Annotated in this window: 21 protein-coding genes; 8 read left to right on the top strand and 13 right to left on the bottom strand. The window is 33.1% G+C overall.

Going from position 1 to position 21,028, the window contains the following annotated elements:
* Positions 1-44 precede the first annotated feature (44 nt).
* Both FT986_RS03470 and FT986_RS03465 read right to left on the bottom strand, forming a co-directional pair.
* Complete coding sequence (locus tag FT986_RS03470) at positions 45-794, bottom strand: geranylgeranylglyceryl/heptaprenylglyceryl phosphate synthase (RefSeq protein ID WP_147863850.1); 750 nt, start codon at positions 792-794, stop codon at positions 45-47.
* An 11-nt stretch (positions 795-805) separates the two neighbouring features.
* Entirely contained in the window at positions 806-1,435 is a 630-nt protein-coding gene (locus tag FT986_RS03465; protein ID WP_147863849.1) for a 4'-phosphopantetheinyl transferase superfamily protein, read from the bottom strand.
* Between the two features lie 62 nt (positions 1,436-1,497).
* Here FT986_RS03465 and ahcY point away from each other — a divergent pair, with 62 nt between their 5' ends.
* Positions 1,498-2,814, top strand: a complete 1,317-nt coding sequence (ahcY, locus tag FT986_RS03460) for an adenosylhomocysteinase (protein WP_111539614.1) — start codon at positions 1,498-1,500, stop codon at positions 2,812-2,814.
* Positions 2,815-2,934: 120 nt separating this feature from the next.
* Here ahcY and rpmA read toward each other — a convergent pair whose 3' ends face one another.
* From rpmA to FT986_RS03445, 3 genes are all read right to left on the bottom strand, one after another.
* A complete protein-coding gene (rpmA, locus tag FT986_RS03455; protein WP_111539615.1) occupies positions 2,935-3,195 on the bottom strand; it encodes a 50S ribosomal protein L27 in 261 nt (86 codons plus the stop codon).
* 29 nt (positions 3,196-3,224) lie between these two features.
* On the bottom strand, positions 3,225-3,698 hold the full coding sequence (gene rplU, locus FT986_RS03450; protein ID WP_147863848.1) for a 50S ribosomal protein L21: 474 nt from the start codon (positions 3,696-3,698) through the stop codon (positions 3,225-3,227).
* Between the two features lie 106 nt (positions 3,699-3,804).
* The gene (locus FT986_RS03445; protein ID WP_147863847.1) at positions 3,805-4,272 is read right to left on the bottom strand and encodes a DUF4199 domain-containing protein; all 468 of its coding nucleotides are present in this window, start codon (positions 4,270-4,272) and stop codon (positions 3,805-3,807) included.
* Between the two features lie 175 nt (positions 4,273-4,447).
* Between FT986_RS03445 and FT986_RS03440 the strand changes: the two genes are divergently transcribed.
* The 4 genes from FT986_RS03440 to FT986_RS03425 all read left to right on the top strand — a co-directional run bounded on the left by FT986_RS03440 (position 4,448) and on the right by FT986_RS03425 (position 10,261).
* Positions 4,448-5,773, top strand: a complete 1,326-nt coding sequence (locus FT986_RS03440; RefSeq protein ID WP_111539618.1) for a pitrilysin family protein — start codon at positions 4,448-4,450, stop codon at positions 5,771-5,773.
* A gap of 18 nt (positions 5,774-5,791) precedes the next feature.
* Complete coding sequence (locus tag FT986_RS03435) at positions 5,792-7,858, top strand: pitrilysin family protein (protein WP_147863846.1); 2,067 nt, start codon at positions 5,792-5,794, stop codon at positions 7,856-7,858.
* Positions 7,859-8,513: 655 nt separating this feature from the next.
* The gene (locus FT986_RS03430; protein WP_147863845.1) at positions 8,514-9,617 is read left to right on the top strand and encodes a hypothetical protein; all 1,104 of its coding nucleotides are present in this window, start codon (positions 8,514-8,516) and stop codon (positions 9,615-9,617) included.
* An 11-nt stretch (positions 9,618-9,628) separates the two neighbouring features.
* The gene (locus tag FT986_RS03425) at positions 9,629-10,261 is read left to right on the top strand and encodes a DUF6705 family protein (RefSeq protein WP_147863844.1); all 633 of its coding nucleotides are present in this window, start codon (positions 9,629-9,631) and stop codon (positions 10,259-10,261) included.
* A gap of 68 nt (positions 10,262-10,329) precedes the next feature.
* Here the strand turns inward: FT986_RS03425 and FT986_RS03420 are convergent, their stop codons facing one another.
* The 5 genes from FT986_RS03420 to mutY form a co-directional block, all read right to left on the bottom strand.
* Complete coding sequence (locus FT986_RS03420) at positions 10,330-11,223, bottom strand: DMT family transporter (RefSeq protein WP_147863843.1); 894 nt, start codon at positions 11,221-11,223, stop codon at positions 10,330-10,332.
* 147 nt (positions 11,224-11,370) lie between these two features.
* Positions 11,371-11,982 carry a gliding motility lipoprotein GldD gene (gene gldD, locus FT986_RS03415; RefSeq protein WP_147863842.1) on the bottom strand — a complete coding sequence of 204 codons (612 nt, stop codon included), beginning with the start codon at positions 11,980-11,982 and terminating at the stop codon, positions 11,371-11,373.
* Positions 11,972-13,294 carry a gliding motility-associated protein GldE gene (locus tag FT986_RS03410; protein WP_147863841.1) on the bottom strand — a complete coding sequence of 441 codons (1,323 nt, stop codon included), beginning with the start codon at positions 13,292-13,294 and terminating at the stop codon, positions 11,972-11,974. The genes gldD and FT986_RS03410 overlap by 11 nt, the downstream gene beginning before the upstream one ends.
* A gap of 16 nt (positions 13,295-13,310) precedes the next feature.
* Positions 13,311-13,766 (bottom strand): single-stranded DNA-binding protein, encoded by a 456-nt coding sequence (locus FT986_RS03405; RefSeq protein WP_147863840.1) that lies wholly within the window; start codon positions 13,764-13,766, stop codon positions 13,311-13,313.
* A gap of 34 nt (positions 13,767-13,800) precedes the next feature.
* Positions 13,801-14,865 (bottom strand): A/G-specific adenine glycosylase, encoded by a 1,065-nt coding sequence (gene mutY / locus FT986_RS03400; RefSeq protein ID WP_147863839.1) that lies wholly within the window; start codon positions 14,863-14,865, stop codon positions 13,801-13,803.
* Between the two features lie 140 nt (positions 14,866-15,005).
* Here mutY and FT986_RS03395 point away from each other — a divergent pair, with 140 nt between their 5' ends.
* The 3 genes from FT986_RS03395 to FT986_RS03385 all read left to right on the top strand — a co-directional run bounded on the left by FT986_RS03395 (position 15,006) and on the right by FT986_RS03385 (position 17,657).
* A complete protein-coding gene (locus FT986_RS03395) occupies positions 15,006-15,296 on the top strand; it encodes an HU family DNA-binding protein (RefSeq protein WP_111539625.1) in 291 nt (96 codons plus the stop codon).
* Positions 15,297-15,580: 284 nt separating this feature from the next.
* A complete protein-coding gene (locus FT986_RS03390; protein ID WP_111539626.1) occupies positions 15,581-17,122 on the top strand; it encodes an Rne/Rng family ribonuclease in 1,542 nt (513 codons plus the stop codon).
* A gap of 67 nt (positions 17,123-17,189) precedes the next feature.
* Positions 17,190-17,657 carry a regulatory protein RecX gene (locus FT986_RS03385; RefSeq protein WP_255505891.1) on the top strand — a complete coding sequence of 156 codons (468 nt, stop codon included), beginning with the start codon at positions 17,190-17,192 and terminating at the stop codon, positions 17,655-17,657.
* A 102-nt stretch (positions 17,658-17,759) separates the two neighbouring features.
* Here the strand turns inward: FT986_RS03385 and FT986_RS03380 are convergent, their stop codons facing one another.
* The 3 genes from FT986_RS03380 to FT986_RS03370 all read right to left on the bottom strand — a co-directional run bounded on the left by FT986_RS03380 (position 17,760) and on the right by FT986_RS03370 (position 20,977).
* Positions 17,760-18,590: a cupin-like domain-containing protein gene (locus FT986_RS03380; RefSeq protein ID WP_255505898.1), complete on the bottom strand. Its 831-nt coding sequence runs from the start codon at positions 18,588-18,590 to the stop codon at positions 17,760-17,762.
* Between the two features lie 48 nt (positions 18,591-18,638).
* Positions 18,639-19,727, bottom strand: a complete 1,089-nt coding sequence (bioB, locus tag FT986_RS03375) for a biotin synthase BioB (RefSeq protein WP_147863837.1) — start codon at positions 19,725-19,727, stop codon at positions 18,639-18,641.
* An 89-nt stretch (positions 19,728-19,816) separates the two neighbouring features.
* On the bottom strand, positions 19,817-20,977 hold the full coding sequence (locus FT986_RS03370) for a beta-ketoacyl synthase N-terminal-like domain-containing protein (protein ID WP_147863836.1): 1,161 nt from the start codon (positions 20,975-20,977) through the stop codon (positions 19,817-19,819).
* Positions 20,978-21,028 lie beyond the last annotated feature (51 nt).

Here is a 21,028-nt window from a genome sequence, read left to right as displayed (position 1 = left end):
ATCCATTAATTACTTTTTAAAATAAGTTTTCTTTTTTCTATTGATTAAGAATTAGCGAGATTAGTAACGCTCCTTGAAGTGACATCAACCATATTTTTCATTTGCTCTTCAAATGCAGTTCCTACCACTACCATATTGGCACCAGCCTCATAACACATTTCTATTTGAGATTCTGTTCTTAAGCCTCCTCCCACAATAATAGGAATACTCACTTCCTTTTTAACGGCTTTAATTATTTCCGGTTTAACCGAAAAAAGAGCTCCGCTTCCGGCTTCTAAATAAATGATTTTCTTTCCAGCTAACTCACTCGCCAAGCAGGTAGATACAATTTTATCTATATCTAATTGTGACATAGGACTTGTTTGACTTACCCGCTGTACAGCTGTTTCTTTTCCTCCATCGATAAGTAAATAAGCTGTAGAAATTACTTCTAACTTGCTTCCCTTAATCGCTTTCGCGGATTTAACTTGCTGACCGATTAAATATTCGGGGTTTTCTCCAGAGACTAAACTCAAAAATAGGATGGCTTGCGCTTCAGGAGTGACTTGGGTATAATCTCCAGGAAATAATACAATAGGAATTTTTGTATAAACTTTTAATGCTTTTACAATAGCCTCGCATTTACCTCTCTCTACGGTACTTCCTCCCACCAAAAGATGTGTGGTTACTGAAGGGAGGTTTTTTACTAACCTATGTACTTCATTTACTTCAACTTTATCCGGGTCAATAAGAATGGCGAAATTACGTGGTGTATCTAAGATTTCTTGATACAAAATGCCTGAAGCTAAACTCATAAGAACCAAATTTATTTGGGTAGAGCGTAAGCGCAAGTAAAACCTTCAAACTCTAAATAGTGAATGTTGAATTTCTCTTCCTTTCCTTGGTAATTTACATTTGCGGTAGTTGTCATCATATCAAAATCAAAATCTTCTACGTAGATATGGTGTAAAAATAACAATCCCGGAATACTCATATACTTATATATAGATTCTTTGGCACCCCAAACAATAGTCAGTTTTCTTATTATAGCTTCATCATTTGCTAAGGTATGGTATTCTTTAAGTGGTGTAAACTTATGAGCGATTTTCATGATTTTCTCACGCTGTTTCTCTATATCAATACCTATTGGTTTATCGCTAATGATTATTCCAGAAAACGTAAAAGAATGTGTAATTGAAATATGTTTACCATCCTTAAGGTGTGGTTTACCATTATCATCATAAAATAAATCCTCATCTACATAACCCTCCTCAGCTAACAGATGTCTAATACTCATAAAGCCTCTTCGATGGAGGTCACTTTTCATGCTATCTACTCGATTTTGGCAATGCGAAGTCAATTGGATTCCATCACAAAGCCATTCAAAACTTTCTTCTATCTTCCAAATGAGAACTTTAGTACCTTCGTCAACTGTTATTGTTTTGTAAAGAGCCATGAATTTAAGTAGATATTATGTATTTTTGTGGCATAAAATTGCTTAATAACAAATATAAGAATATGAGTACGAAAACAATAACATACACACCACATAAAGTTAAAGATATTTCTTTAGCTGCTTGGGGTAGAAAAGAAATAGAGCTTGCTGAAGCAGAAATGCCAGGATTAATGTCTTTACGTGAAGAATATAAAGATGAGCAACCTTTAAAGGGAGCTAGAATTGCTGGGTGTTTACATATGACTATACAGACTGCAGTTTTAATTGAAACGCTCACCGCTTTAGGAGCAGAAGTAACTTGGAGTTCTTGTAACATCTTCTCTACACAAGATCAAGCTGCTGCTGCCATTGCAGATAGCGGTGTTGCTGTTTATGCTTGGAAAGGGATGACAGAAGAGGAATTCGACTGGTGTATTGAACAAACATTATTTTTTGGAGAAGATCGTAAGCCATTAAATATGATTTTAGATGATGGTGGAGATTTAACCAATATGGTGTTAGACCGTTACCCGGAATTGGCAAAAGATATTAAAGGTCTTTCTGAAGAAACTACTACTGGAGTTCACCGTTTATATGAGCGAATGAAAAACGGGACGCTTCCTATGCCAGCTATTAATGTAAACGATTCTGTTACTAAATCTAAATTTGATAACAAGTATGGATGTCGTGAAAGTGCTGTAGATGCTATTCGTCGTGCTACCGATGTTATGCTTGCTGGAAAACGTGTAGTTGTTTGTGGATACGGAGATGTTGGTAAAGGAACTGCCGCTTCTTTTAAAGGAGCTGGATCTATTGTAACGGTTACCGAAATTGATCCTATTTGTGCTTTACAAGCTGCAATGGACGGATTTGAAGTTAAAAAATTAGAAACTGTTTTACCTAAAGCCGATATCGTTATTACCACTACTGGAAATAAAGACATTGTAAGAGGTGAACATTTTGAAGCGATGAAAGACAAAACCATCGTTTGTAATATTGGCCATTTTGATAATGAAATTGCTGTCGCTTGGTTAAATGACAATTTTGGTGATACTAAAGACGAAATTAAACCTCAAGTTGATAAATATACCGTTAACGGAAAAGATATTATTCTACTTGCAGAAGGAAGGTTAGTAAACCTAGGTTGTGCTACAGGTCACCCTAGTTTTGTAATGAGTAATTCATTTACCAACCAAACTCTAGCGCAAATTGAGCTTTGGAAAAATACCGATCAGTACAAAAATGAAGTTTATATGTTACCTAAACATTTAGATGAAAAGGTAGCTAAATTACACTTAGAACGTATTGGAGTAGAACTTACAGATTTATCTCAAGAACAAGCAGAATATATTGGTGTAGAAGTAAAAGGACCATTTAAACCTGAATATTACAGGTATTAAATTTCCTTAGCACTAAAAGAAAAAGCCTCTCAATATATTTGAGAGGCTTTTTTTAGTTTGAGATATAAAAAAACCCTTCAGTTATAAAACTGAAGGGTTTTTTATTTTCAGAAGAAAATACTAAGCCTCAAACGGTTCAATAGAAACGTATGATTTGTTATTTCCTTTTTTCGTAAATTTTACTAGACCGTCAACTTTAGCATGTAAAGTGTGATCTTTTCCTGCATACACATTTTCACCAGGATTGTGCGCAGTACCTCTTTGTCTTACGATGATATTTCCTGCAATGGCAGCTTGACCACCAAAAATCTTAACGCCTAAACGTTTCGATTCTGATTCTCTACCGTTTTTAGAACTACCAACTCCTTTTTTGTGAGCCATCTTATTTTAGGTTTTTCGTAAATTAATAATTAACTTAAAGCTTCAACTAGTTCTGCTTTTTTCATAGAAGAATAACCCTCTACTCCTTTATCTTTAGCCATCTCTCTTAATTCAGCAACAGTGTGCTTGTTTAAGTCTTGAGATTCATCTTTACTAGATTCGTTCTTTTTAGTAGCTTTTTTACTAGCTCCATCAAAAGAAATATCTTCAATAACGATTTCAGTTAAAGATTGACGGTGACCATTTTTTACACGGTAACCTTTACGTCTTTTCTTTTTAAATACGATTACTTTATCTCCTTTAAGGTGACGTGTAATCTTAGCTCCAACAAGAGCTCCTTTTATAGCCGGGGCGCCTAAAGTAATGTCATTTCCGTTACCAGCTAAAAGAACTTTATCGAAAGAAACTGAATCTCCTTCTTCTCCTGCTAAACGGTGAACAAAAACCTTTTGGTCTTTTGCAACTTTAAATTGCTGCCCTGCTATCTCTACAATTGCGTACATAGCGTAACTTATTAAATTTGTTTAAAACGGTTGCAAATATAAATCTATTTTTCTTAACGCACAAGTCTATTTTCCACAAAATTAGACACTAAAAATGAAAACACGATTATGATGCTAGATCTTTTTGAGCCCGCTTGGTATTCCAACTACTTTTAAATAATTGCATAAAAGCCAACGTAAGCACTAATGATGTAGCAAACCCCATAGTGGTTACTACAAATAAGAGCATCGCTATACTGGTATTATTATCATTTTGCCAACCTTCTAAAATTTCAGTAATAAAATTAGCATCAAAATTTGTAGCATAAATACCAAAAAATAAAGTAAAAACAAAAGTCGCTAGAAATCCAGAAATGATTCCCGCCATAAATCCTTTTTGATATTTAAACTTCACCCCTTTATATGCTTGATAATTCTTAATACACAAATAAATCCCTGCTCCTGTGATCACCCCATTAAACAAACTATAGATAGGTTCGGTATGTAATCCTAATAAGGATAGAAGTAAGAAATAGATAATTAATGCTGCTGCAATTAAAAGTCCGTAACGTATTGAAATAGTTTGATTTTTCATAATAAATTTTATTTGTACTATAAATTTCTAAAAAAATGATGAATATAATTTACAACATCATGTTAATTTCTGTAAATATGTGGATTAGCTTACAGGAAGTTTTTAGAATTCCTCCTTTTTTATGTAACAAAATGGTATTTTTGAGGACTTATTAAAAAACTTAAAATAACTAAAAATGATTAAAAAAATTAGCTCAGCTTTTTGTGCTCTATTTTTAACTTTCTCTGGTTTCGCCCAAGAGGTAGAATATACGGAGTATGATTTAGACAACGGACTACACGTAATTTTGCATCAAGACAATACAGCTCCAGTTGTAACGGTAGGGGTGATGTATCACGTAGGTGCTAAAGATGAAGAAGCAGGCAGAACAGGTTTTGCCCACTTTTTTGAACACTTATTGTTTGAAGGTACAGAAAATATTGCTCGTGGAGAGTGGTTTAATGTAGTTGCTGCCAATGGAGGAAGCAATAATGCTAATACCACACAAGATAGAACTTACTACTATGAAACTTTCCCCTCTAATAACTTAGAATTAGGTTTATGGATGGAATCTGAAAGAATGTTTCACCCAGTGATCAATAAAATTGGTGTAGACACTCAAAACGAAGTTGTAAAAGAAGAAAAAAGATCTAGAATAGACAATTCTCCTTACGGTAAGATTATTTACAGTACAGGAATTAGTCCTTATATGTTCGACAAACATCCTTACAAAAATTCGGTTATTGGAACGATGGAAGATCTTGATGCAGCTCAATTAGATGAGTTTAAAGCATTTTTTGATAAGTATTACGGACCCAACAATGCTACTTTAGTGGTGGCTGGTGATATTGATGCTAAGGACACAAAAGAAATGATTAAAAAATACTTTTCTACTATCCCTAAAGGACCTAAAGTAGAACGTGTTAACATCAAAGAAGAGCCTATTCAAAAGACAATTACTGCTACAGAATACGATGATAACATTCAAATACCAGCTAAATTATATGTTTATAGAACTCCTTCTATGAAAGATCGTGATGCTTATGTATTAGATATGATCTCTTCTATTTTAACTGATGGAAAAAGCTCTCGTATGTACAAAAAAATGGTAGATGAAGACAAAGAGGCTTTACAAGTATTAGCGTTCCCTAGATCTCAAGAAGACTATGGTATGTACGTAATGGGTGCCTTAGCTATGGGAGAAACTCCTTTAGACAAATTAGGAGAATCTATGGATGAAGAAATTAAAAAACTTCAGACAGAATTAATCTCTGAAAAAGAATATCAAAAGCTTCAAAACAAATTTGAGAACAGGTTTGTAAACTCTAATAGTAGCGTACAAGGAATTGCTGGTTCATTAGCAACTTATCATATGCTTTACGGAGATACTGACTTAATCAATAAAGAAATCGAAATCTACAGAGGAATTACAAGAGAAGATATTAAAGAAGTAGCTAGCAAGTATTTAAACAAAAACCAACGTTTAGACTTAGATTACTTACCAACTCCAGATTCTGAATAATTCTAAAAAAGCAAAAAAATGAAATTTAAATTATATTCAATATTTATTATGTGCCTTATGGTCGTTGGAGCTCAAGCTCAAGTAGACCGTTCTAAACAACCTCAACCAGGTCCGGCACCAAAAATTAATTTAGGAAAACCAGCATCTTTCAAATTAGATAACGGTTTAAAAGTAATGGTCGTAGAAAACCATAAACTTCCTAGAGTAAGTGCGAGCTTAATTATAGACAACAAACCTAGCTCAGAAGGAAATAAAGAAGGTTTAAAATCTCTTTATAGCGCAATGATGGGGAACGGAACAAAGAAGATGTCTAAAGACGAATTCAATGAACGTATTGATTTCTTAGGTGCTAGCGTAAATTATAGTACAAGAGGTGCTTCAGCGAGTTCTTTATCAAAATTCTTCCCAGAAGTAATGGAGTTAATGGCTCAAGGTTTATTACAACCTAAGTTTGACCAAGAAGAATTTAAAACACAAAAAGAAAGATTAATTGAAGGTATAAAAAGTAATGCTAAAAGTGCAGGTGTAATTGCTAGCAATGTGAGTGCAGCTTTAGCTTATGGTAAAAATCACCCTTACGGGGAATTTGAAACTGAATCTTCAGTAGAAAATGTAACTCTAGACGACGTAAGTAAGTATTACGAAAACTACATTTCTCCAAAAAATGCTTACTTAGTTGTAGTTGGGGATATTAAAGAAAGAGACGTTAAAAAGCTAACTAAAAAATTATTTAGCGATTGGAAAGCAGACGTTCCTCCTTCTGGCTCTTTACCAAATTTACCTCCAGTACAATACACTCAAATTGATTTTATAGATGTACCTAATGCTGTACAGAGTGAATTACGTATTCAAAATACAATTGACTTACAGATGGCAGATGAAGATTATTTCCCAGTATTGGTAACTAACCAAATTTTAGGAGGTAGCTTTGGTAGCTACTTAAATATGAATTTAAGAGAAGAGCACGGGTATACTTATGGAGCTAGAACCTCTACAGGAGATGACAGGTACGCAAGTAGATTCGTTGCTTCGGCAAGTGTTAGAAATGCAGTAACCGATAGTGCTATCGTAGAAACTTTCAAAGAAATTAATCGTATTAAAACCGAAAAGGTATCTTATGAAGATTTAAGCAACGCAAAAAACAAGTTTGCAGGAGATTTCGTATTAAGATTAGAGCGTCCTTCAACGATTGCTAGCTATGCATTAAATATCGAAACTGAAAATTTACCTTCAGATTTCTATCAAAAATTCTTACAAAAAATCAATGCTGTTACTCAAGAAGACATTATGAGAGTAGCCAACAAATACTACAAAACTAGCAATATGCAAATCGTAGTAGCTGGTAAAGGTGCAGAGGTTATAGAGAATTTAGAAAAAGTAGAGCTTAACGGAAAAAAAGTGCCAGTTCTTTATTTTGACAAAGAGGGAAATAAAGTAGATAAGCCTGTTCTTAAAAAACCAGTTCCAGAAGGAGTAACTGTAAATACAGTTTATGACAATTATATTAAAGCTATTGGTGGCAAAGACGCTATTAACAAAGTGAAGTCTGTTTCTATGACAGGTAGTGCTAGCATCCAAGGAATGAGTCTTTCTATAATTAGAAAGAAGACCAGTGCTGGTAAATCTTTAGAAATGGTGAGTATGAATGGGATGACTATTCAAAAATCTGCCTTTAACGGAGAAAAAGGTTACAATGAAGCACAAGGTCAAAGAAAAGACTTTACGGAAGAAGAAGTAGCAGAAGCTAAAAAAGATGCTTCTTTATTTACTGAATTATCTGTAGAAAAAGATGCTAAGCTTACCGGAATAGAAAAAGTTGACGGTAAAGATGCTTATGTAGTAAAAGTTTCTGATGATAAGAAAAGATACTACAGTACTGAAAGTGGTTTAAAAGTAAAAAGTGTTACTACCATTGAACAAATGGGACAAACAGCAGAAAATACTACAATGTATGGAGATTATAAAGCCGTGAATGGCGTGAAGTTTCCACATACATTAAACGTAAGTTTTGGCCCGCAATTAGTAGATATCAAAATGAATGAAGTTAAAATTAATGAAGACGTAAAAGACTCAGACTTTAACTAAGATTTTTTAAATCATATTTTTAAAACCCGACTACAACAGTCGGGTTTTTTTATGGTAAAGTTTCAGTTTATAAGGTAGTTAATTTGTAAAACAATTTGGTTTTACAAATTATTTGGTTTAGCTTTAAAACTTAATACGCTAAAAACCAATGTATTTATGAACTAAAAAGACACCACAAAAATCCCCCCCATCAAAATTTAAGCCTAAACGTATAAACTGGCTTAGGTATTTCGCCTTTTTATTTATACTTCCACTTGTATTTTATAGTTGTCAAAAAGATGAGTATGCCTCATCTACCAATACAGGTTTAAATAGGTTTGATTTTGAAACTATTTCAAGTAAAGAAATTTCAAATAATAAAAAACTAGAAGAAACATTTAATAACTTAGGTTATTTTTTTAAAAATAAATCTACAGCAAATAGATATATTTACAGTGAACAATATAGTTTTTTAGTAGACACCACTTTTGGTGTTTTAATTAAAGATCTAGAAAGAAACTTATATTCCTACAACTTTGAGATTAAAAGAGATACTATAACCGAAACTTTAGAAAATTTAGTTGTTGTTTTTGACTCTACCAATCATTACCAAACTTATATTATAGATTATGGTTTTCCTAAAGAGGATTACGATAGATATGACCAAAGTAACTCTATGCCTCCTCTTAATATATCAATAAAGCCAATTGATTTTAATATAGCTGATTTAGAAATAGATTTAGCAGGCAAATGTACTGGAGTAACTTATGAATGTATCGAAAGTTATGATTGGGGAGTTGATGATGATGGTACTCAAGGTCAAGTCGTAGGCGCAGATAATCATGAACAATGGACTTCAGGCTGGGTGCTTACAGGTATTAGTTGTGGTTATATTTCTTGTGGCGGCGGTGCAGAGGAAGGAGGCTTCTATACTCCTACAGGTAATAATTCTGGAGGTGGTACTGGAGATAGTGGGGATGGTAATGATCAAGACCCTAGTGATCCTGATGTTCATGGAAATGGAGGTTTTATATCTACACCCATAGAAACAAATAATAATTTATACATCACGGGTGATAATTGTGACGATCTACATAATTTCTCCACTTCAGCATATTCTAGCACTGCATTTACTAATCTTGAAAATAATATAAATTCAACCGAAGAAAAAGGTTACTTAATAAAAGCTATAAATGATTTCCCATATTTTGAACCTTACCCTATTAATTCGAGTGAAAACTGTACAGAAATTCACATACCTCCTAACCCTTTAGTTTTTGCGATAATGCATACCCATCCCAATAATTGTAATGGGCAAGGTACTTACCCTATGTTTTATATAGGTGATTTACATACGCTTTATCAGTTAACACAAACCTACAACCCTAATATAGCCCCAAACCTACCCTCTGGCACTTCTATTTACACGGTGTATATGATGGTAAATAATTATACCTATGCCCTAAAAATAAACAATTTGACTAAATTGAATAAAATTGGGGATATTTTTAGTGATGATGAAGAATTAGAAGACTTTATAAATAAATTTGAAAAAGCTTATTCTCCAGGACCAAGTGATCCTGTTAACCTTTCACAAGGGCAACTTGCGGAAGCCTTACTGGGAATTATGGAAGAATATGATTTGGGTATTTCCCTTTATAGAAGCACCCATGACGATATTAAACATGACCCTAGACCCAATATGCCCCAAACCTCTAATTGGAAACGATTAAAGCTAGACAATAGCAATAACTTAAATGGTGATGAAACATGCAGCTAAAATTAAACACCATGAAAAACACACTTACTATATTATCAATATTTTTATTTCTTTTATCCTGTAAAGCGCAACAACCAATCATACCTTTATATAATGGGTCTGATTATTTAGACACCAATAATGCCTATTATAAAGACACTCAAGGAGATTTGTCAAAATTAGTTGGAACGTGGGAGTTTAGTGATGGAAATGAAGTTTTTAAAATCATTTTGAGTAAAAAGTTAAATCATTTTGTAGATATTACATATAGGAACATTTCTTACTATAAAGATGTCTTATATGGTGAATATCGTTATGTAGATATTAATGGAAATGAAATGGTTAATACCTTACCAGATATCAATAATTTCTCAAATGATATTTACCAACACCTAATTAATGGTAATTTTATTAGAAGTGCCGCCCGGTATATCCCTTGTAATTCATGTGATCCGAATAAAAGGATTGTTGAAGTTTTTATAGAAGACCCACAACGAGACTATTTTAAGTATAGCATGCAAATCATGCATATACCAGCCGATACGTTTAATCCAGAAAAGATAAAAATATTTATTTATAATAATATTATGGCCATCATCCCCACGGGACAACCAAATGATAACAGATTGCCTTATAGGGAAGAATACACTTTAATAAAGCAATAAAATTGCTTAAATTACTAACCTCTGCTCTAAATATTTTGGAGTAGAGGTTAGTTTTATAAGAATTAATATTAGCTATTAACTTTCACTTTCCGTTTTTTATTGGCAAAATAAACACCAATTAAAATCACGATACCCGAAAGGGCTTGCCAAAGGCTAAAAGTTTCTCCATCTAAAATTCCCCAAGTCAATGCTACTACAGGAATTAAATAGGTTACTGAAGTAGAAAACACTGGGTTGGATAATTGCACCAATCGATTAAATAAAATCTTAGCAATCCCCGTCCCTACTACCGAAAGTATAGCGATATAACCTATAGAAATTTGCACTTCTTCTTGTTGCAATAATTCGGTTTGAAAAAAGTCTGAAAAGTACAATACTAGTAAAGCTGGAAAAAACAAAATAGTAAAACAACCCACTGTAATGCTTAAGGCTGGTATTTCTTGCAAATGTCTTTTTATAATATGCACATTAAATGCATACATGGTAGTAGCTGCCAATGGTAATAAGGCATACCAATAGTTTTGATCGGTATTGAGCGTTGCTCCACTTCCGATAAGGAAAATAGAACCCAACAGACCTACAAATACACCAATCACTTGATTTTTGGTTGACTGTACCGAAAAGATTAAAAATCCTATGATAATGGATAATATAGGAACGGTAGAGTTCAAAATTGAAACAATGGCGCTATCAATTTCTAATTCCGCGAAAGCGAAAAAGAAAGCAGGAAAAAAACTACCCAACAATGCAGAAACAGTAATCCATTTCCACTGTTCTTTTTTAATCTTCTTAATACTGTTAAAGCCTATAATTAATAAAAAGATAGAAGCTAAAACGGTTCTTAGCGCTCCCAATTGCATAGCGGTTAAACCTACCAATCCTTTTTTGATAAGTATAAACGAACTTCCCCAAACTAGCGAAAGTGCTATTAAATAAAGCCATTTGTAATGTGATTGTTGCATAGCCTCCTTTTTTTAAGAAGTTGCAAAAATCTTATTTATTTATGAGGTGTACTACCTTTTTAAGAAAGATTATTTTGCCTAAAAAGTTAATGCTTTAAAAACAAAAACCATTCTTAAAAACATCTTTTAGTTTTTATTAGTTGTAGTTTATTCTTTTACAGAAAGGCTGTCTTTAGGTTGATGTTGAGGCGACCAATTCTCCCAAGTCACACTTTCCATAAGATGTTTAATATCGTTTTTTAGGTAATTTGCAGCAGGAACAATTGAATCAAAATTAGGTTTACTCTTAAAGTATATTGAACCTGTCAGGAAGTGATTAAGACTATCGGTTAAATAGAACTGCGCTTGCGAGGCGGCGTCGCCATAAACTTCGTAAAACGTACCAAACGATCTTTTCTTTTTATTGATGTAAGTATCACCTTCAATTTCATCGGCTTTTACGGTATGCTCTAGCGGAAGCTTTTGAGCATCCATCAATAACTCTTTTAAATTGCTATTTACTGGTTGGTAGGTAATAAATATAGTTCCGTCAAGGAGAGGATAATCAATATTTACCCAACAAGGATTTTTAATTTTCGGAGATTTTAAATTGGCTATTTCATTGATTTCAAAAGAATAAGAACAAGGAAATTCAACTTTCTTATAAATGGGTGTAGGATATTCTAAGGCTAAAAATGCTTTAGGTTTAGGTTGCGCTGCATCGTCACCGCAGCTTACAAAAAAACTGCTAATAATGATAAGAATAAGGCTATATTTCATGAGCTATATTCAGTTTAACTTGTTTAATTCGTTTATTATCTACCGCCTCAATCGTAAAGGTAAAATGCTCTACCTTAAGCTCCTGATTTTTTTTAGGGAATTCTCCCGAAATTTCTAATAGAAAGCCTGCTAAAGTTTCTGCTTCTCCCCTTTTCTCTTCAATAAAATCGTTTTCTTCTAGCTTAATGACTCTATAAAAATCTTTCATTGGAGTTTTACCCTCAAAAACAAAATTGTAATCATCTAGTTTTGAAAACACTAAATCCTCATCATCAAACTCATCACTAATATCTCCAACTATTTCTTCAATAATGTCCTCTAAAGAAATGATTCCGCTTGTTCCTCCATACTCATCCACCACTATAGCTAGGTGGTTTTTCTTCTCTTTAAAATCGTTTAATAAATCATCTAACTTTTTATTTTCTGGAACAAAAAAAGCTTCTCTAATTAGATCTTGCCATTTAAAATTGGTTTCATCTAGATGAGGCAATAGATCTTTAATGTAAAGGATTCCTAAAATATTGTCTATACTATCTTCGTATACAGGAATTCTAGAATACCCTTGCTCTACAATTTCTTCAATTACTTCTTTATAAGGCTGTTCTTTATTAAGAGCAAAAACATCCATTCGGTTTTTCATTACCTGCTTAGTAACCGTATTCCCAAAAGAAACAATTCCCTGAAGAATTTTTTGCTCTTCTTTAGTTGTATCTTCTTCACTCGTAAGCTCTAAAGCTTGTGAGAGTTGGTCTACACTTAAATTAGATTTTTGTTTCCCTAGTTTATTATGAATTAACACCGTAACATAACGCATAGGCAAACTAAACACACTAAAAAGTTTATCTAAAACTCCAAGTGGAAAGGCCATAAAATGCGAGAATTTTACTTTGTTTCTATTGGCGTAAATCTTTGGCAAGATTTCCCCAAAGAGTAAAATAAGAAAGGTTACAATAACCACCTCTACCACAAACCGAATATTAATCCCAAAGAAAACTGAATTAATCCCTGCAAATAAACTATCTGCAAGCGCATCAAACAATAAAACAATGGCAATATTCACAAAATTATTGGCCACTAAAATAGTCGCTAATAATTTTTTAGGTCGATCTAAAAGACGAATTAATATTTGTTGCTTAGCGGAAATCTTTCCTTCATCTACATCAAAATCTGACGGAGTTAAAGAAAATAAAGCCACTTCTGAGCCTGAAATTAAAGCAGAACAAGCTAAAAGAAAAAACAACAAGAAAAAGCTAAGAACATCGTAAAATCCTAGCGACAAAAAGGTAATTAAACTGGAAGGGTCAGGGTCCAAAGGTTATAAATTTTAATTAAAATGGTAAATCGTCGTCATCCTCGGTTTGCATATCGGGCTTTTTATAATTACCCTGAGAGCTAGAAGCCTGTGATTGAGGTTGATTTTGATTCATTGCTGGTGCACCAGCTTGGTCTTTTGGAGTTAGAAATGTAAACTCGGTACATTGAATTTCTGTAGAATAACGATCTAAACCTTTATCATCGGTCCATTTTCTAGTTTTTATTCTTCCTTCAATATATACTTTATCCCCTTTTTTAAGGTATTTTTCGCAAATTTCGGCGGCTTTATTTCGCACAACAATATTGTGCCATTCGGTATTACTCACGCGCTCTCCCGAAGTTTTGTTCACGTAATCTTCGTTGGTTGCTAACGGAAATCTACCTATACTACCTCCACCTTCAAAATAATGCATTTTTACATCATCTCCCGTATGTCCTATAAGCATTACTTTATTTAATGTACCTGCCATAATTTCTCTTTTTAGTAAATGTAAGCAAAAAGTATTATTTGCTAAAACCGTAAGTGTCAATAAATTTTTCGATCACTACAGGAACTGCAAAAGTATCTATTTGATTAGTCATAATAAATGACTTTGAAAGATTTTCTATAAAATTTAAGTTTTCAATCTTTATCACCCAAAATTTCACCCATAACTTTCGGTGAGAAAGCACGTGTTTTATAGGCTCTTCATTATAAAGTGAAGCTTTTTGTAAAATCTCTTGAGAAATTTTATTTTCATCAAACGAAATTAAATCTTTAGGCAGGTTACAATCTTTTGGAGATTCTATTAATGGAAATTGATATAAATTTTTCCAAATTCCGTTCCCTGTTCTTTTTTCAATAAGCACATTTTCTTTAGAATCTACTATGACGAGGTAATTGTAGAATTTTTCTTGAACCTTTGTTTTTTTTAGCTTCCGCGGAAGCGATTGAATTAAATCTTGCTGAAATGCGACACAGTTGGCTTGTAAAGGACAAGAATTACAATCGGGAGATTTTGGCGAACATTGCAAGGCTCCAAATTCCATAATTGCCTGATTGTAAATGTGAGGCTGCTTTTTATCGAGTAATTTTTGTGCTAAAGTTTTAAACTCTTTAATCCCTTCGGTAGAATTAATAGGAGTGTCTATTCCAAAAAAACGACTTAACACTCTATATACATTACCATCTACCACAGCAACTGGCTCTCGATAACAAAAAGAAGCTATAGCACTAGCTGTATAATCTCCAACTCCTTTTAAGGTCTTTAATTCTTTATAAGTGCTAGGGAAAATTCCGTTAAGGTTATAAGCGACATGTTTTGCAGTAGAATGAAGGTTTCTTGCCCTAGAATAATAACCTAAGCCTTGCCAAAGTTTTAAAACTTGGTCTTCACTAGCATTTGCGAGGTGAAAAACAGTAGGAAATTCTTCTATAAACTTGAAAAAATAAGGTAAACCCTGACTTATTCTCGTTTGCTGAAGCATAATTTCACTCAACCAAATAGGATATGGGTCTTGAGTTTTACGCCAAGGTAAATCTCTTGCATTCACTAAATACCAATCTATGAGCTTGTTATGAAATTTCATGGATGTTTTTATTAAAATGCGAACATAAAAGTTTATTCCGTTACTATTTAAACATTTAGGTTTGATTTATTGATAATTAAATTAGTATATTTGCCCCCTCTAAAAATGATAACCCTTATATAACAAAAAATAATTGTAAGATGACGAAAGCAGATATTGTAGCAAACATTTCGGAGAAATTAGGAATGGAAAAAGGTGACGTACAAGCTACTATAGAAACCTTTATGGACGAGGTAAAAAATTCTTTGGAAAGTGGAGATAATGTTTACCTAAGAGGTTTTGGAAGTTTTATCATTAAAACCCGTGCAGAAAAGACAGGAAGAAATATTTCTAAGAACACGACAATTAAAATTCCTGCACATAACATCCCTGCATTTAAACCAGCAAAAGTTTTTGTAGAAGGTGTAAAAACCAACGTAGAAGTAAAATAAAAAAGTTAAAACGAATTATTAATTTAAATACATATTTTTATGCCAAGTGGTAAAAAAAGAAAAAGACATAAGGTAGCTACGCACAAGCGTAAGAAGAGAAGAAGAGCTAACCGACACAAGAAAAAGTAGTTTTCAAACTACTTTTTTTTATTAAAAACGTTCATTGAAATTGAAGCCGTAAAAAAGCTTTATCAGGATTTTTACAAACCCTGTGAAAAATTATTGTTTAATCCATCTATATATGATTTATCATATATGGATAAAAATCTAATTAGCTAGGAATAATGGATAAAGAATTAATTATTAGATCAAATTCCTCTGCTGTTGATTTTGCCTTATTAAAAGATGGAAAACTAGTAGAATTACATAAAGAAAACGACGATAGCAATTTTTCTGTAGGTGATATTTTTATCGCTAAAGTAAGAAAAGCTATACCTGGTCTTAACGCTGCATTTGTAAATGTAGGTTATGAAAAAGATGGTTTTTTACACTATCACGACCTAGGCCCACAAGTTGGTTCTTTATTGAAATTCGTAAAACGTGTAAGCACAGGTAAATTAAAAGACTTTTCTCTAAAGGATTTTCCTTTAGAGACCGATATTGATAAAGATGGTAGCATTGTAGATGCCGTTAAATCAAATCAATCTTTACTGGTACAAATTGTAAAAGAGCCTATCTCTACCAAAGGACCTAGAATAAGTAGCGAACTTTCATTTGCTGGAAGATATATCGTTCTTGTTCCTTTTTCTAATCGAATTTCAATTTCTCAAAAAATTGAAAGTAAAGATGAAAAAGAACGCTTAAAGAGATTGGTAAAAAGCATTAAACCCAAAGGGTTTGGTGTTATCGTACGAACCGTAGCAGAAGGCAAAAAAGTAGCAGAACTCGACAAAGACCTACAGAATTTAATGGGTCGATGGACAGGAATGTGCAAAAAATTGTATAAAGCCCACCATCCTACAAAAGTGTTAGGTGAATTAAATAGAGCCTCTTCTATTTTGAGAGACATGTTTAACGACTCCTTTACTTCTATTTGTACCGATGATGAAGCGCTTTACACTCAAATTAAAGATTATGTAGGAGAGTTTTCTCCTGAAAAAGAGTCTATTGTAAAGTTATACCAATCCAATGTACCCATATTTGAAAAATTTGGGATAGAAAGGCAAATAAAAACAGCCTTTGGTAAAACCGTTTCTATGAGTAAAGGCGCTTATTTAGTTATTGAACATACAGAAGCAATGCATGTTGTAGATGTAAATAGCGGTAACCGAAGTAGCAAAGCCAAAAATCAGGAAGAAACCGCTTTAGAAGTAAACCTAATAAGTGCTTCTGAAGTTGCAAGACAGTTGCGATTAAGGGATATGGGAGGAATTATTGTAGTCGATTTTATTGACATGAATAAAGCCGATAACCGTAAAGCCCTTTACAATCACTTAAGAGATGAAATGAGTGATGATCGTGCTAAACATAAAATCTTACCTCCTACCAAATTTGGATTGATACAAATTACAAGACAACGCGTAAGACCGGAAATGAATATTAAAACAAGAGAAGAAAACCCCAACGGAACGGGAGGGGAAATTGAAGCTCCTATTGTTGTAATTAATAAGATAAACGCCGACTTACAAAAAATTATTAAAAAAGGACATAAGAAAATGAGTCTCACGGCTCATCCTTTTGTGGCCGCCTTTTTAACCAGAGGCATTCCATCACCTAGAAGCAAATGGTTTTTTGACCATAAACGCTGGGTAAAAATATTACCAAGAGATGCTTACACGTATCTAGAATATCACTTTCACGATAAAAACGGGGAAGAAATACTCTAAAAAACTAAACCCTGTAAGGATATTCTTTACAGGGTTTTTTATTTTTACACTATATATTAAATATAAATTGAATACCCATAAAACATACACCCTTAAAGAAGCTACGATAAAGCTTATGAATTATTGCGCTTATCAAGATCGCTGTCATCAAGATGTTGAAAAAAAACTATTTGAATTACGAATGATTCCTGAAGCCAGACAGCAAATAATTCATACTCTTATACAAGAAGACTTCCTTAATGAAGAACGCTTCGCACAAAGCTTCGCACGAGGCAAATTCAGAATAAAAAAATGGGGTAAATTAAGAATTCAGCAAGAGCTAAAAAAAAGAAAAATTTCTAGGTTTAATATCACTACAGCACTTAAAGAAATTGACGAAGAAGACTACCACGAAACCCTTAGTCTACTTTTTGAAAAAAGACGTGATAGCTTAACAGAAAAAAATCCGGTAAAATTAAAAAAGAAAATAGCAGATTATTTACTGTATAGAGGCTGGGAAAGTCATCTCATTTATGAAAAGTTAGCTGAAATATAGTCAACATAGAGTTTTTCTAAAATTCATCTAGCAATTACTCTACCTCCTAATCTATTATACAGTCCTTATTACTGAACACTTTTACAACTTCTTCATTACAAATTAACGACTTTGTATTGCTTTTTCTGCTTTCTCAATAGCTTTCTTATTCTTATAATCAATCCAATTTTGTCCTTTAAATTTACGCATAAGATTATCATAATGCATGGTAAACAATATGCTTTTTAGAAACTTCATTCTTTTATTAAAAGAATCAGGGAAAGACCTTAAAGTTAGTGAAACACTAGGAGTTATGTAACGAATATAATGCCAATAACCGCTAGGAATATAAAGCATTTCCCCAGGTTTTAATCTTACTCTATAACCTTTAGCATATTTTAAAGCTGGGTATTTATTATAGTCTGGTTTATCAAATTCTATACTTTCCATTGAAACTATTGAATAAGGCACGTGATACAAAAAAGGTTTTTGATCGTACGGAAATAAAATCACCTCTTTCTCTCCTATAAAATTAAAGTGCAAGTTGTTAGCAAAATCAATATCATAATGCAGTAAAACTTTTGATTCTGCACCACCAAAAAATAAAACTGGTAATTTTTTAAAAAATTTAATTCCCAAATCTGGGTACTTAAAGTCATCTACTAATTGAGGAGCTTTTTGTAAGATATTGAAGAAGAATATTCGTAGATCGGTCGGACCTATTTTTAAAAGCTCAATATAATCCTTCATGAGCATTCTAGTAACTGGTTTCCTAGAAAGCTCTTTTCCTTTTGCTGGTTCACTATTATATAAAGGCACTTCTACCTCCCCTACATTTTGTGCAAAATAATCTAAACTCCAGTTATGATGAGCTTTCCAGTCTTTAGACAACCCCCTAACAACCAAAGGCATTAGAGGGTTTATATAATTGGTTAAAAATTCTTTTGCTTCAATAGAGTCTACTACATCTACATCTTTTAACCGTATCTTTTTAATTTCAATTTATGCTTTAACCCTTTTCTTTTGAGCTTCTAAATTCTTTTCAATTTTATGTTCTGGTCTAGACCATTTTGGTTTTTCACCTAAAGCTGAAATTTTAGAATCTTCTGCCTCAACACTTTTAGTCTGTGCGTGTTTAGCAAAAGGCTTTTGAACATTTAATCCTAGAAGTTCAAACATTTTCATATCCTCGTTTACATCTGGATTTGGTGTGGTAAGTAATTTATCTCCAGCAAAAATAGAGTTTGCTCCTGCAAAGAAACACATAGCTTGTCCTTCTCTACTCATATCTGTTCTACCTGCAGATAGACGTACTTGTGTTTGTGGCATTACAATTCGAGTGGTTGCCACCATTCTTATCATATCCCAAATAGGTACTTTTAATTGCTCTTCTAAAGGGGTTCCTTCTACGGGCACTAATGCATTAATAGGTACAGATTCTGGCTGGGGATTTAATCTAGCTAAAGCTACCAGCATTCCTGCTCTATCTTCTTCCCTTTCTCCCATTCCTATTATTCCTCCACTACAAACAGTAACATTCGTTTTTCTCACGTTGTCTAAAGTTTCCAAACGATCTTCATAACCGCGAGTTGAAATCACCTCCTTATAATACTCTTCAGAAGAATCTAAGTTATGGTTATAAGCGTATAAACCTGCTTCCTCTAATCTTTTAGCTTGGTTTTCGGTAATCATACCTAGCGTACAACAAACCTCCATATCTAGCTTATTGATAGTTCTTACCATTTCTAGTACATTATCAAACTCTGGTCCGTCTTTAACATTACGCCAAGCTGCCCCCATACAAACTCTAGAACTACCTGAAGATTTTGCTCTTAAAGCTTGTGCTTTTACTTGCTGCACACTCATTAAGTCATTTCCTTCAATATCGGTATGATATCTAGCTGCTTGCGGACAATAACCGCAATCTTCTGGGCATCCTCCTGTTTTAATTGATAATAATGTAGAAACCTGAACGGTATTAGCTTCGTGATATTTTCTATGAACCGTAGCAGCCTCATAAAGAAGCTCCATTAAAGGTTTATTATATATTGCTAGAACTTCTTCTTTTGTCCAATCGTGTTTTGTGATCATATCCTGATAATTAATACTTCAAAAATAAGAAATGAAGTGGTTATTTATATCTAAAAATAATATACTTTGTAATAATTAACTGTTTTACGCTATACTGAAACAATTATACTCACTGCATTTCCTCCAAAACCCACCGCATTAACCATAATATTCTTCAATTCTTTTTTACTGAAGTTATTATTATACATAGGATTTGAAAAAAATTGCTGATGTTGCAACATTAATACCGCCATTTCTAAACTCATAGCTCCAGAAGCTCCAAAACTATGACCTATCATAAATTTATTAGAGGTTAATAAAGGCATTTCCTTTTTAAATAAATTTTCAATAGCTTTTAATTCAGAGGTGTCTCCCTTTTTTGTTCCTGGCGCATGCATAATTACTGCATCAACTGTAGTTAATTCGGCATCGTCTAAAGCTTTTCGCATCGAGGTTTGCAAACAATCTGCTTCAGGGGAAATAGAGATATTATGAGTTAAGCTTTCTGTAGCATAACCTATTCCAGTAATTTTAGCAATGGCTTTTTTGGTTTTCTTTCCGCTTAAAGCGATAGTACAGCAAGCTTCACCCAAAATCATTGTATTTCTATCTTTGCTAAAATCTAAACTCTTATTAGGAAAAACTTCATTTTCATTAAATGAAGCATATAATTTTAAGGCTTTCATTTGCGCCAGGGTAAAATCGGTTAAGGGTGCTTCACTTCCACCAACCAAAAACTGATCACTCATCCCGCTTTTAATCCAAGCAATACCATTTAAAACAGAATGCATAGCGGTAGAACAAGTGATAGAATGACTCATCTCTGGTCCTTTACTTTGTTGATCTTGCAACACCCAAGATGAAATATTCCCTAAAGTAGTAGTGGGTGACGCTAATGCGGAAGTATTTCCTGTAGTGATAAATTCTTCGTGATACTTTTCGAATAAACCTGTTGCACCTCTTGAAGAGCCTATGTTAACGCCAAAGTCTTTCTTCCAATTTAGCTGATTTAAAGTTTTTCTTGCCGAAAAAATAGCTAACAATACAGAATCATCTAAAGAAGCATAAAATTTATTCTCCCCCTTAATTTCTTCCAAACAGTTTGTAGAACTTTCTGATAAGCAAGAAACATAAGCATTCTTAAAGTGCTTATAATCTTTAACTGTAAACAAAGGTTTCTCGTTTTTGTAGCTTTTTAAAACTTCTTCGGAGGAATTTCCTAAGGCAGAAATAGAATTTATAGCTTCAATATAAATGGGGAAAGTTTTCAAATAAGATGTTTCTATATTTTGGATTCAAAAATATAAAAAAAAGCTCCGGCA

Source organism: Mesonia sp. K4-1 (genome assembly GCF_008017825.1).
Taxonomy (GTDB): Bacteria; Bacteroidota; Bacteroidia; order Flavobacteriales; family Flavobacteriaceae; genus Mesonia.
Note: the sequence above shows the minus strand (reverse complement) of the source record. Positions and strands in the feature narration are given on the sequence as shown.